Origin of the sequence: Confluentibacter citreus (assembly GCF_002807055.1) — a bacterium.
GTDB classification, from domain to species: Bacteria; Bacteroidota; Bacteroidia; order Flavobacteriales; family Flavobacteriaceae; genus Confluentibacter; species Confluentibacter citreus.
This window is the reverse complement of record NZ_NIXN01000001.1, coordinates 219711-231814: the sequence shown is the minus strand read 5'-3', so window position 1 is coordinate 231814 and position 12104 is coordinate 219711. Positions and strand designations below refer to the sequence as shown.

The following is a 12104-nucleotide window of genomic DNA, read 5'->3' as shown; positions in this document are numbered from 1 at the left end:
TTTTATCGTTTTTCAGAATATAAGCAACTTCTATACTACAGCCTTCCCATATCCAATCAATCCACAAACCCCATCAAAGCATACACCAAAGCACCTTGCCAGTTAATAGCTATTTCATTATGGCTATAAGATTCTTCCTCATCTATCCAATCGGTTGCTTTGTGTCCACCGCCCACTAAATAGCCGGGCCATGGCGCTTCAATACCATCAGCTCCAGAACGGCGATCGTGCGGATGCATCGGTGGGTTTATCCCCAAGCCCGTTACAAACGAACGGTTGTAAACATTTTTTCCAAAAAGATGGTCAATAATACCAATGGATGTTTCAATGTATTCTTTTTTTGGTTGCAGCTTATTAGCAATTTGTAGATTCATGGTTTGGCGTGCTACCGTGCCATTGCAACCCCAAAAATAGGTGCCAGCAAGCGCACGGTCATACACATCGGTTTTGCCTTTTTCAACCAAGGCATCTGCATTTTGGATGATGTTGTTCTTTATCAATTTATCAATGTCTGGACTTTTATCTTTTCTTTTTGAAAGCGCATAGGTAAACATTCCGAGGTTTGAGACATTGCCCCAATCCCAATTTTCTTCAATTTTATAATCCATTTGAGCCGCTCTTTTTTCGAAATCAATCAAGACCGTTTTGTCTCCTGTGGTTTCCCAAAGTTCTGCTGCTGCCCATAACTTGTCGTCGTTATCTCTGGTTTGGTAGCCTCCAGTTTTAAAGTCGCCTTGCACAAAACGTTTTTCCTCTGGATTTTGCTGTAAAAATCGATAACTCACCCAAGCCGCATCCAAACATTTTTTAGCATAAGCCGCATCATAAGGTTCAAAATAGCGCGCAGCCATAGCCATCATGGCTACAAAATCGGCTGTTGCTGCAGAACTCCAATCCGTGAAATAGCGTTTTTCCTCATCTTTGTCTGCCATAATAAAAGGAGCAAAATTGACCCTGGTTAATTTGTGCGACACCCTTCCGGAGCCATCAGGATATTGCATTTTTAGAACCCAATCGGTTTCCCATTTCAATTCCTTAAGAAAATCAGGTAATTTTGAATCTGTATCTGGAAGGTTCAACTGCAATTTTTCAATTTGTGGTTTAAAATGATCCCAAGCCATAAAAAGCATGCCGACTGTAATGCCCGCATTCACGGTATATTTTCCGTAATCGCCAGCATCGTGCCATCCGCCTGTGCCGTCGCGTTGTGAGTTTGGGTTGCCAATATAATCGTCAAAACCATCCTTTAAATGGCAGGTATCTTGATGGTAATGTGTGCCATTAAAATCGCCATTGACTTCCATGCCACAACGCCATAAATAAAAACCACGCATACTTGTTTTGGCTGCAAAATTAAAAGCATCATTTGATATTGTGAATGTCCCAGATTTGCCAATATTTGGTATGTCAATAATATAATCTCCCGTTTTTTTGAATTCAGAGAAATCAGCTTTCCAAACGGTTTGATTAACATCTTCTTGAGCATACGGGCCCGTTGTTTTTCCTGAAAACACGACCTTGCCTTTCAAATCTAAAATATTAAAGACATCACATTCTTTAGAAATGGTTGCTGATTTAGTATGATTGGGTAAAAATCCAATGGAATTGAAATGAATATGGTTAGACTGTGCTGTCACACAAAAAAATGAAAGGATGAGTATGAGGTTGCCTATAATTTGTTTTTTCATGGTTGGTTTGTATTTATACGGTTTATTCTATGGGTTCCATTTTTTTTTTTCAAAATCTAGTAATATACTCCATAATATTATATTGAGATAATTAATGGATTAATTTCAAATAAGTTGTTGACTAAGGTCGTGAACTTTTTAAAATAAAAAAACCGTTGAGGCTAAATTCAACGGTTAATGGGATATTTTTAAAATCGGTCAACCTAGTTATTTAGACCAACACAATCTTGTTATTATTTAATAACCAGTTTTCTGGTCTCGCTTATTTTATTTTCCGTAATCTTTAAAATATAAACACCTGTACTAAGGGAAGAAATGTTTAATTCCTTGCCATTCAAAACGGTGGATAGTATTTGTTTTCCTAAAACATTATAGATTTCAATATTTTTTGCAAAGTTTTTCTTGGAAGTAATATAGATAATCTGCCTGCCTTCAGTCACTGGGTTTGGATAAATAGATAGCCCTTCTATGTTCTGTTGAGTAGAAGCATTGCCAAAGTTGCTTTGAGAAAACCCTTGTTGGTTTATCATAAAAGCAAAAAACAATAATGTAATTATAATGTAGTTTTTCTTCATATTTACCTGTGAAATGTAAAAGTAATAAATTACCACAAAACATATACCAAATAAATGTTAAAGATTTGAACAATTTACCGAAAGTTACTGTTACGTAAGTTGTACGTTACCTTATTGTTATTTGTTTAAGAATTTTAATAAATTTATGTTATTAGTTTTATCTTTACCTTGCAATAAGGCTTAAACTTATTTTTAATAATGAACAAAAGAGATATAAAGATACTTTTAGTAGATGATGAGCCAGATATCCTAGAAATAGTAAGTTATAATCTTACGAGCGAAGGTTACCAAGTCATTACTGCCGAAAATGGCATAGAGGCCGTAAAGAAAGCAAAAAAAGAACTTCCTCAATTAGTTATTCTTGACGTCATGATGCCAGAAATGGATGGTATTGAAGCCTGTGAATTGATTAGAAAAGATCCAAATCTAAAAGATGTTGTTATTACATTTTTAACTGCTAGAGGTGAAGATTATTCTCAATTAGCTGGGTTTGATGCTGGAGCCGACGATTATATTACAAAACCCATAAAACCAAAAGTATTAATAAGTAAAGTAAAGGCGTTGTTAAGACGTTTCAAGGAAGAAGATGTTAAAGACACCGTAAAAATTGGAAATTTAGTCATAAACAGGGATGAGTATAAAATAGTTTTAAAAGGAAAAGAAATAATTTTACCAAGAAAAGAATTTGAATTATTATCTTTACTAGCCTCTAAACCAGGGAAAGTATTTAAACGCGATGAAATTCTCGACAAAGTTTGGGGAAATGAAGTGGTTGTAGGAGGTAGGACTATTGATGTGCACATTCGAAAATTACGCGAAAAAATTGGAGATGATTGTTTTAAAACCATTAAAGGAGTTGGCTATAAGTTTGTAGATTAATTAATGCAGGTAAAACTTAAAAAAACATACAAGTTTGCGATACGAACGTCGCTTTACATAACTATATTTATAACGCTCTTAATGAGTGTTTTTTTATATTATTTTTTTGAACCTAAATGGCAACTTATTTTAGGTTTCACAATTTGTTGCTATATTTTTTCATTTATCGTCATACAATATAGGGTTGAAAGATTTATATATAAACGCGTTAAAAAAATATATGACGATTTAACACTTCTAGAATCAACAAACTTGTCTAGAGGGCCTATAAATACAGATATGGCCACCCTTACCCAAGAAATAGATAAGTTTGCCCGCGATAAAAAACTAGAAATAGAAACCCTAAAAGTTAGGGAGCAATACCGAAAAGAATTTTTAGGCAATGTATCGCACGAACTAAAAACACCTTTGTTCACCATTCAAGGCTACATTTTAACATTGCTGGACGGTGCCATGAACGATAAAAACATTAGGGAAAAATACTTGCAACGTGCCAGTGAAGCGGTAGAAAGACTTAGTTATATTGTTAGCGATTTGGATATGATTACCAAATTGGAAGTAGGTGATTTAAGATTGAATATTGAATCGTTTGATATCGTTGACCTAGCCAAAAATGTATTTGGGATGATGGAGATGAGGGCTGCCAAAAAGAAAATAACCCTTACGTTTGATATTGATTATCATAACCCCATTATGGTAACTGCCGATAAAGAACGCATCCAGCAAGTATTGGCGAATCTTATTATTAATTCCATAAAATATGGAAGGGAAAAAGGAACTACAGAGATTAGTATAGAAAACCTTATTAAAAACAAAGTGATCGTACGTGTTACCGATAATGGTGAAGGTATAGAGAAAAAGCATTTATCCCGTTTGTTCGAACGATTTTATAGGGTAGATAAAAGTGGCTCCCGGAAAGAGGGAGGCTCTGGATTGGGTTTGTCTATAGTAAAACATATTATCGAAGCACACGACGAAAAAATTTATGTCGAAAGTGAGTATGGTGTAGGCAGTGAATTTTCATTCACCCTTGAAAAGGCTAAATAAATCTTTATAATCCGTTTCGAAATTAAAGCCCTCTAAACCTTTAAAGTATCCCATTTGTTCAAGTTTGTCCAATGTAAAATCATTTTGATTACAATAAGGAACGATATTCAATTCACACAATCGCTTTGCTAAATATTCTTGCTCGTACTGCCCTGGAGTTGGTATGAAAAATGCTTTTTTTCCAAGTTTGGCTAAATCCATGATGGTTGTATAACCCGATCTGGAAATTATTAATTCACTTTCATTTATGGTTTTTTCAAGTTGGTTTGTGGTCATAAAATTATATAACGTTATGTTCCCAACTACCTGAACGGTTTGTTCATCTTCAATATTACCATTAACAAAAATGACTTTTTCTTTGTGTTTTTTTAGTTCGTCCAAAAGTTTTTCACCTAACAAAGTGCGCTGTGGTTCAGGTCCTGAAAGAATCACTAAAAGTTTATTGACGGTTTTATTGTCTTTTTTTAAAAATCTACTTAAAGGGCCGATATATTTAATTGGGATTTCAGTTACACTCCCATGTCCAAGTTTGCCGCTTAAATTGTCATCACCTTCAACATCTGGAACCCAGCATGCATCAAAATGCTTTATAAATTCTTTATGTAGTAGAGTGCTTAACCATGTGGTGTTGCCACTTAAAACATTTAATTGATGTGTTATAATCACGCTGGGTATTTTTTTACTGTAAACCCCCAACCGGTTATCAGATATGATACCAATAATGCCATGTATTTCAACAATATGTTTTGTTACTATTTTTTCGGCTTTTATGGCTTTTAAAATCCGGGGTGTATCCTTAAACAGTTTCAATTTAAAATACGCCTTGCGTTTAGAGTAACTGATTTTATAAGAAGGCAATTCAATAGAAAATAAATCAGGAAATTCTTTTTGTAACAATGCCAATGCATCACCATCACTGGCAATGATGGGTTCGAAACCAAAATTTATAAGCGCATTTATAATGGGGATGCATCTAGTAGCATGCCCAAGTCCCCAATTTAAAGGAGCAACTAAAATTCTTTTTTTCATTATGTGTTTTTAGGGTGTGCCTTTTGAAAACAAAAGTCGAGCTTTCGGCAGTCGCTTTAAATTATTTTTTAAGCAAATAATTTAAGAGCTTCAACAAATGCCTCAATCCCTCACACAAAATCCTGCTAAATTCAAAGATAGTAATATTACTACTCTCACATATTTCCTTAATTTTACCAAAAAATAAGAATTAAACAGATTGGGAAGCAAAAATAAACTTAGAAGATTTAGGGAAAACGAAACATTTTCCAATGTATTTCAACCAAATAGAGAAGCACTTGTTAATGAAAAATTTGAATTGAAAGGAAATTGGAATAAAACCTTTTTTAAAAATGAAAACCCTTTGGTTCTAGAGTTGGGGTGTGGAAAAGGCGAGTATTCCATAGCTTTGGCAAAAAGATATCCGCACAAAAACTTTATTGGTATCGATATAAAAGGGGCTCGTTTTTGGCGTGGTGCCAAAACAGCCGTTGAAGAACACATCTCCAATGTTGCTTTTTTGCGGACACAAATAGAATTGATAGACTTTGCTTTTGCCCAAAATGAAGTGGACGAAATTTGGATTACCTTCCCCGACCCACAAATAAAGTATAAACGCACCAAACACAGGATGACCAATTCGGAGTTCTTAAAGCGATATAAGCAAATCCTTAAACCGGAAGGCGTCGTTAATTTAAAAACAGATAGTGAATTCATGCATGGTTACACGCTTGGTTTGTTACATGGTGAAGGGCATGAGGTTATTTATTCAAATCATAACATCTATAAACAAGAAGGAAGTCCAGATGAAGTTACAAGCATCCAAACCTTTTATGAATCCCAATATCTAGAAATAAACAAACCAATTACGTATATTCGGTTTAAAATTAAATAGTTAGTGGATACATCGATTGTCTTTTTTTTAGGATTATTTGTAGCATTCATAGGTGTTGTGCCTCCAGGGTTGCTTAATATGACAGCCGCAAATATTAGTTTAAGGGAAGGGCATGTTAGAGGTATTATGTTCTCAATAGGCGCTTGTGTGATTGTATTTATACAAACCTATATAGCTGCTATTTTTGCTAGATACATAAGTAACCATTTAGAGATCATAGAAGTTCTTCAACGTGTAGCGTTCGTCATTTTTATTTTAATCACCATTTATTTTTTATTTATAGTCAAGAAAAAACCAAAACATGCTTTAGAAATAAAAATACGCAGTAAACACAGTCGGTTTTTTCAGGGTATGTTGTTATCGGCTATTAATGTGCTTCCCATTCCTTATCAAGCGTATATGACTATTACACTGGCGTCTTTTGGCTGGTTGGAGTTTGATAAAATTAGCATTATAAGTTATGTTTCTGGAGCTGTTATGGGAACATTCGTGATGCTTTACATGTATATTTTCTTTTTTGACAAAATCCGAAGCAAATCATTTACGTCGCAAAAAAACATGAATTATGTTATAGGCGCTGTTACAGGGGTTATTTCTATTATAACCTTAATAAATATTATCAAAGAACTCTAAGCATGCATCAAGAAACCCTAAATTTCTTCGATAAAGTTTATGATGTTGCAAGACTAATTCCTTACGGGAAGGTAACAAGTTATGGTGCCATAGCCAAGTATCTTGGTGCCGTTAGAAGTGCACGTATGGTAGGTTATGCCATGAATGGTTCTGTTGGTAAAGATGTGCCAGCCCATAGAGTTGTAAACAGAAATGGGTTATTAACCGGTAAGCAGCATTTTGATGGTACCAATTTAATGCAACAGCTTTTAGAAAGTGAGGGTATTAAAGTTATTGATAACCAAGTTCAGGATTTTGGAAAAGTGTTTTGGGATCCTGGGAAGGAGCTGTAAATTATTTTTTTATAATTTGATTTACATACTCATTTTTTTCCGTTTTTACTTTTATAAAATAAGTTCCAGACAATAAATTGTTAATATGGACATCAATACTTAATTTGTTTTTCGAATATGAATTTCTTGCAATTAATCTTCCTGAAATATCATATATGGATAATGACTCAATAGTTTCTTTGCTTTCAATAAGAATATGGTTCTCTGCTGGGTTAGGATAAATTTTTAATATATTATTAAAGCCATCTAATTTGTTTAATCTTAGCGTTTTTTCTATTTGAGTTTGAAACTTGTTTGTTATTATTGGAAAATTGTAATCAAAATATATTTCAGCTTCATTTTCAAAAACATCACCAACTTCCAAGGTTGGTAATGTTTTTATTTTAAAGGCAACGTAACCATCATTATTTGCATCATCAAAAGGTAAATTAATATTTTCAAAAACAAATTCAACTATATTACTATTAATCCTAGTCTCCATATTGTGACTAGAATCAGTAATAATCAAAGAGCTAATATCAAATTTTGTAGTATCAATAACATCTTTAATTACTACATTGACAGCCTCTGCGGTGCCCGTATTTTCACAGCGTATTAAATAATGTACATATTCTCCAATTAAATCTGGGGTAATAGTATTTCCTTCTAAGCAAGTTTTATCATTAGGGTCATAAGAGTTAACGACTGTTTGATTTAAACTGAATATATTGTCAACTTCTGTTTCATCTCCCATAATTGGATAGATATTAGCTGAAAAGTTTAAAATATCCCCATCATTAACTGAGGGCGTTTCCAAAGGCGTATTGATGTTGAATGTTACTAAAATTTCTTTAGATTCAAAAGGCTGTAAATTATTATAATTCCAAATTAATAAATTTGTTGATTGTATATCAACTGTTGGATTTGAAGTAATTAAATCCATTAAATCATGTTGAAAATTAATTTCAATTGAACCTGATAAAGATTGATTCCCTTTATTTTTGTATATTATTTTGTAATCAGTATCAAAGCCCGGCCTAGCAGGATCCAAAGGTATTATTGATATATCCAAATCATTATGTACGCCATTAGGGGTGATACAGAAATCTTGATTAAATATATTTCCATCTGTTGGGAAACTAGCTATAAAAGAACTTGGGGATATTGTGAAGTACTCTGAATTTTCCAAAAGTGGTGTTATGGTATAATCTCCATCTTTTACTGAGGTTTTATATAAGCCAGAATTGTCAGAAATAAATAAGCCGTTTGAAACAGCATTGTTAACCTTGTATTTTACATGGTCATAAAAAGGAGTGGCATCATTGCAATCGCCACCGTTTTCATTAAATATGAATAGACCTTCAATTGTTGAAGAATCTCCACCAGGTTGAAATGTGCAATAGGTGTTAATTTCGCAGTTGGTATAGCCATAGCCATTTATTAAATCTTGAACAGTATCAATTTCAAATTCATCACAACATATATAGCTTAGATTTGGGCTTAAAGGGAGATATAGTTTTGTTTCTAGGCTACCATTTTTAATTATTAAAGTTGTTAAATTAGGGGTATTGCCACAAACTAGCTGTTCTAGTTTAGTTAAGTTACTAACATCAATGGTTGAAAGACTACTATACCCACAGGTTAAGTACTTTATGTTGGGTAAAGCACTAAAATCTAATTCTGTGAATTGATTTTCTTGACAATTAAAATTTTCTAGATTAGGCAGATTGCTCAAATCTAAATTTGTTAATTGGTTAGAATTGCATGCTAATCTAACTAAATTAGGAATGTTAGTAATATCTAAATCAGTTAATTTATTATGGTTGAGTATTAAAATATTAAGACTGTTTAAGGAGCCTATATTCAAAGATGATAAATCACAAACACCACAATTAAGATTTACCAGATTAATTAGTTTGCTCACATCCAAACTCGTCAAGGGATTATAGCTGCAATCTAATTGCTTAAGATTATTTAATGTATCAACATTTAAAGAGGTGAAGGAATTGTTATTTAGATATAAATATTCAAGATTGGTCAATAATGATGTGTCTAGCGAGGTTAAAGAATTTCCATTAAGATCTAAAGATTTAAGATTTGTTAATGAGGTTATATCCAATGAGGCAATTAAATTATCTTGAGCTGCTAATGTAGTAAGGTTAACAAAATATTGAATTCCTTCTAACGATTCTATACCTTGATTGGTAATGGCAAGTGAAGTTCTATTTTCAGCTTCAAAAACTTGAATCTCTCCATCTGCATTTAAATCTGTGCCATTATTCAAAAGAATGTTCTTAAAATTAGTGTCAGGAATATTTATGATTTGAGTACTGTTGCTATAGTTATCGCAAGTACTAATAACCTCGCAGTTTATGAGTCCAACAGCATTAACATATTCCTGAATATTAGACAAATCCTCGCCTCCATCCGTACATATTAAAGTTAAATTTGGGCAATTGTAAAATCCAGATGTTCCTCCAGGTGGTGGTGGTCCCGATGAAGAAATAAATGTAGTTTCACCATTCTTAAGGAAAATTGAAGTAAGGTTTATATTATCTTGGCAAAATAATATTGTAATTGGATTATTATTCAAATTTATTGTCTCTAGTTGATTATCATCACAAAATAATTTATATAGACTTACAAAATATTGAATGCCCTCTAAATTTCTTATGTTTTTGTTTGAAACATATAGTTCTGTTATTACTTCAGCCTCACTTATTTGAATTTCTCCGTCATTATTTGTATCTACATCGTCATCTAATGTTCCATCACCATCAGTGTCAATACAAATTGAATTAACTAAGGCATCTTTAAAATTAGCGTCAGGTATATATATATTTTGTGAATAAAATAATTGAGAAACTAATAAAGTTGTTATAATAAGGTAGTAATGTTTCATACATGTTTTTTGTGGTAAATATATGACAATGAATATGATTTGGTATTTTTTGTATGTTAATTTAGATTAAGTGAAATATAAACTTGATGAAGTGTTTTAGAGCTCTGCTAAAGAATTATAACTATTTCCTAATTTTTCAAAAATTTACAAATAATCACACATTTCATTATCCATAACAAAACCAAATGTTTCCATAAATCATTTCAATAAAATGACTTTAAATTCTAAACAATTCACTGTATATTTGCATATTAGAATTAATCTAAATAGAGCATGAAACTTAATAAACAAGACATACTTAAAGCACTTGAATCCATTACTGTTCCGGGCGAAGGACAGAACATGGTGGAAAGTGGCGCAGTAACAAATGTAGTGACTTTTGGAGACGAGGTTATTGTAGATATTACTATTAAAAATCCAAGCTTGCAAGCTAAAAAACGCGTTGAGGTAGATATACTTAAAACCATTCATGATTTAGTTTATGAAAAAGCTAAAATCACGGTCAACGTAAAAGTAGATGCGCCAGAAAAGCCTAAAGTAAATGTTATAAAAGGAAATCCTATTCCCGGAATTCAAAATATAGTTGCTGTTGCTTCTGGTAAAGGTGGTGTTGGTAAATCTACGGTAACGGCCAATTTAGCGGTGACTTTAGCTAAAATGGGATTTAAAGTCGGAGTCTTGGATGCCGATATTTACGGGCCATCCATCCCCATTATGTTCGATGTTGAAAGCGAAAGGCCTTTAGCCGTAAATATTAACGGAAAATCTAAAATGAAACCCGTTGAAAATTATGGTGTTAAAGTTTTGTCTATTGGGTTTTTTACACAACCAAACCAAGCGGTTGTTTGGCGAGGGCCCATGGCCGCCAAAGCCTTAAACCAAATGATTTTTGATGCCCATTGGGGAGAACTTGATTTTATGTTGATAGATTTGCCTCCTGGTACAGGCGATATTCACTTAAGTATTATGCAATCGCTTCCTATAACGGGTGCTGTTGTTGTTAGTACGCCGCAAAACGTAGCGTTAGCCGATGCTAAAAAAGGGGTTGCCATGTTTCAACAAGAAAGTATCAATGTACCTGTATTAGGGATTATTGAAAATATGGCGTATTTTACTCCTGAAGAGCTTCCTGATAATAAATATTATATATTTGGAAAGGAAGGCGCTAAAAATTTAGCAGAAGATTTACAAGTACCATTTTTAGGAGAAATCCCTTTGGTGCAAAGTATTCGTGAAGCAGGCGATGTGGGTCGTCCAGCAGCCTTACAAACAGCAACACCATTAGAGCAGGCTTTTGAAAAAATAACTCAAAATGTGGTGCAGGAAGTGGTAAGGCGTAACGACGATTTACCACCAACCGAGGCTATAAAAATTACAACTATGGCTGGATGTGCAGCAGTTAAAAAATAATATTATGACAACAGAAGAGCTTAGAATTAATGTGGAAAAAGCCTTGGATGAAATTCGTCCGTTTTTACAAAGTGATGGCGGCGATATTTCATTGCTAGCTATTGAAGATGATAAGCTTGTAAAAGTACAATTACAGGGGGCTTGTGTAGGCTGTAGTGTTAATCAAATGACTTTAAGGTCTGGAGTGGAAATGACCATAAAAAAATATGCTCCACAAATTGAGCAGGTTATTAATATTCAAGTTTAGTATTTTCGACTTCAAAAAACGGTTTTGATGATATGTTCTGTTAATTAAATGATTTTTTGTTGTCTAAGAAACGTATCTAAACTATCTGCGGCATCAAAACATTTGTTAACTTTTGAAACATTGTTGCAATATTTTGAATCTAAATCAAGAGACGATTTACAATTAAATTCTGATAAATCTACTTTTTCAAAATCTTTATTTATTTTTTTACATTGCTCATAAAGACTAGCTATAGTTTTGTATTCACTAGGTTCAACCTCTTTCCTTAAAAGATAGCCTCTTAAGTAATTTTCAATCGCATACTGAGAATTTTTGCAAACTAAATACGTTACAATGTCTTCTTCTGGTTTGAACAACTCTTTGTTTGCTTGATCCAATTTTTGAGCAGCATTTACAAAGTATTTGATAGCTTCAGTTTCCATAATAGATTAATTAATAGTTATAATTAATAATATTCATTCTCCATACTTTTTAATAGTATGGAGAATGATTTTTAAATGTAAACATTG

General features: G+C 33.0%; 12 protein-coding genes. 7 read left to right on the top strand and 5 right to left on the bottom strand.

The window, feature by feature from the left end; all coding sequences use genetic code 11:
- Positions 1 to 56: 56 nt before the first annotated feature.
- Together CDH49_RS00965 and CDH49_RS00960 are read right to left on the bottom strand one after the other, a co-directional pair.
- On the bottom strand, positions 57 to 1688 hold the full coding sequence (locus CDH49_RS00965) for a glycoside hydrolase family 9 protein (protein ID WP_100613446.1): 1632 nt from the start codon (positions 1686 to 1688) through the stop codon (positions 57 to 59).
- A 233-nt stretch (positions 1689 to 1921) separates the two neighbouring features.
- Positions 1922 to 2263, bottom strand: a complete 342-nt coding sequence (locus CDH49_RS00960; RefSeq protein WP_100613445.1) for a T9SS type A sorting domain-containing protein — start codon at positions 2261 to 2263, stop codon at positions 1922 to 1924.
- A 198-nt stretch (positions 2264 to 2461) separates the two neighbouring features.
- On the opposite strand from CDH49_RS00960, the gene CDH49_RS00955 reads away from it, so the two are divergent.
- Positions 2462 to 3142 (top strand): response regulator transcription factor, encoded by a 681-nt coding sequence (locus tag CDH49_RS00955; RefSeq protein WP_100613444.1) that lies wholly within the window; start codon positions 2462 to 2464, stop codon positions 3140 to 3142.
- 3 nt (positions 3143 to 3145) lie between these two features.
- Positions 3146 to 4189 (top strand): sensor histidine kinase, encoded by a 1044-nt coding sequence (locus CDH49_RS00950; protein WP_100613443.1) that lies wholly within the window; start codon positions 3146 to 3148, stop codon positions 4187 to 4189.
- Here the strand turns inward: CDH49_RS00950 and CDH49_RS00945 are convergent.
- A complete protein-coding gene (locus tag CDH49_RS00945) occupies positions 4163 to 5218 on the bottom strand; it encodes a glycosyltransferase (RefSeq protein ID WP_100613442.1) in 1056 nt (351 codons plus the stop codon). The genes CDH49_RS00950 and CDH49_RS00945 overlap by 27 nt on opposite strands.
- 199 nt (positions 5219 to 5417) lie before the next feature.
- Between CDH49_RS00945 and trmB the strand changes: the two genes are divergently transcribed.
- Genes trmB through CDH49_RS00930 form a run of 3 tightly spaced genes read left to right on the top strand, consistent with a single transcriptional unit; the run spans position 5418 to position 7057 of the window.
- The gene (gene trmB, locus CDH49_RS00940) at positions 5418 to 6092 is read left to right on the top strand and encodes a tRNA (guanosine(46)-N7)-methyltransferase TrmB (protein WP_100613441.1); all 675 of its coding nucleotides are present in this window, start codon (positions 5418 to 5420) and stop codon (positions 6090 to 6092) included.
- 3 nt (positions 6093 to 6095) lie between these two features.
- Positions 6096 to 6725 carry a cation-translocating P-type ATPase gene (locus tag CDH49_RS00935; protein WP_100613440.1) on the top strand — a complete coding sequence of 210 codons (630 nt, stop codon included), beginning with the start codon at positions 6096 to 6098 and terminating at the stop codon, positions 6723 to 6725.
- Positions 6726 to 6727: 2 nt separating this feature from the next.
- Positions 6728 to 7057, top strand: a complete 330-nt coding sequence (locus CDH49_RS00930) for an MGMT family protein (RefSeq protein ID WP_100613439.1) — start codon at positions 6728 to 6730, stop codon at positions 7055 to 7057.
- 1 nt (position 7058) lies between these two features.
- Here CDH49_RS00930 and CDH49_RS00925 read toward each other — a convergent pair whose 3' ends face one another.
- Positions 7059 to 9938, bottom strand: a complete 2880-nt coding sequence (locus tag CDH49_RS00925) for a DUF7619 domain-containing protein (protein ID WP_100613438.1) — start codon at positions 9936 to 9938, stop codon at positions 7059 to 7061.
- A 273-nt stretch (positions 9939 to 10211) separates the two neighbouring features.
- Here CDH49_RS00925 and CDH49_RS00920 point away from each other — a divergent pair, with 273 nt between their 5' ends.
- Both CDH49_RS00920 and CDH49_RS00915 read left to right on the top strand, forming a co-directional pair.
- Positions 10212 to 11348: an Mrp/NBP35 family ATP-binding protein gene (locus tag CDH49_RS00920; RefSeq protein ID WP_100613437.1), complete on the top strand. Its 1137-nt coding sequence runs from the start codon at positions 10212 to 10214 to the stop codon at positions 11346 to 11348.
- Positions 11349 to 11352: 4 nt separating this feature from the next.
- The gene (locus CDH49_RS00915) at positions 11353 to 11595 is read left to right on the top strand and encodes a NifU family protein (protein ID WP_100613436.1); all 243 of its coding nucleotides are present in this window, start codon (positions 11353 to 11355) and stop codon (positions 11593 to 11595) included.
- A 44-nt stretch (positions 11596 to 11639) separates the two neighbouring features.
- Here the strand turns inward: CDH49_RS00915 and CDH49_RS00910 are convergent, their stop codons facing one another.
- On the bottom strand, positions 11640 to 12017 hold the full coding sequence (locus CDH49_RS00910) for a HEPN domain-containing protein (protein WP_100613435.1): 378 nt from the start codon (positions 12015 to 12017) through the stop codon (positions 11640 to 11642).
- Positions 12018 to 12104: the final 87 nt, after the last annotated feature.

Excerpts from the sequence above, each read along its gene's own strand:
- CDH49_RS00965 (WP_100613446.1), bottom strand. The coding sequence starts at position 1,688 with ATGAAAAAACAAATTATAGGCAACCTCATACTCATCCTTTCATTTTTT.
- CDH49_RS00960 (WP_100613445.1), bottom strand. The coding sequence starts at position 2,263 with ATGAAGAAAAACTACATTATAATTACATTATTGTTTTTTGCTTTTATG.
- CDH49_RS00955 (WP_100613444.1), top strand. The coding sequence starts at position 2,462 with ATGAACAAAAGAGATATAAAGATACTTTTAGTAGATGATGAGCCAGAT.
- CDH49_RS00950 (WP_100613443.1), top strand. The coding sequence starts at position 3,146 with ATGCAGGTAAAACTTAAAAAAACATACAAGTTTGCGATACGAACGTCG.
- CDH49_RS00945 (WP_100613442.1), bottom strand. The coding sequence starts at position 5,218 with ATGAAAAAAAGAATTTTAGTTGCTCCTTTAAATTGGGGACTTGGGCAT.
- CDH49_RS00930 (WP_100613439.1), top strand. The coding sequence starts at position 6,728 with ATGCATCAAGAAACCCTAAATTTCTTCGATAAAGTTTATGATGTTGCA.
- CDH49_RS00925 (WP_100613438.1), bottom strand. The coding sequence starts at position 9,938 with ATGAAACATTACTACCTTATTATAACAACTTTATTAGTTTCTCAATTA.
- CDH49_RS00920 (WP_100613437.1), top strand. The coding sequence starts at position 10,212 with ATGAAACTTAATAAACAAGACATACTTAAAGCACTTGAATCCATTACT.
- CDH49_RS00915 (WP_100613436.1), top strand. The coding sequence starts at position 11,353 with ATGACAACAGAAGAGCTTAGAATTAATGTGGAAAAAGCCTTGGATGAA.
- CDH49_RS00910 (WP_100613435.1), bottom strand. The coding sequence starts at position 12,017 with ATGGAAACTGAAGCTATCAAATACTTTGTAAATGCTGCTCAAAAATTG.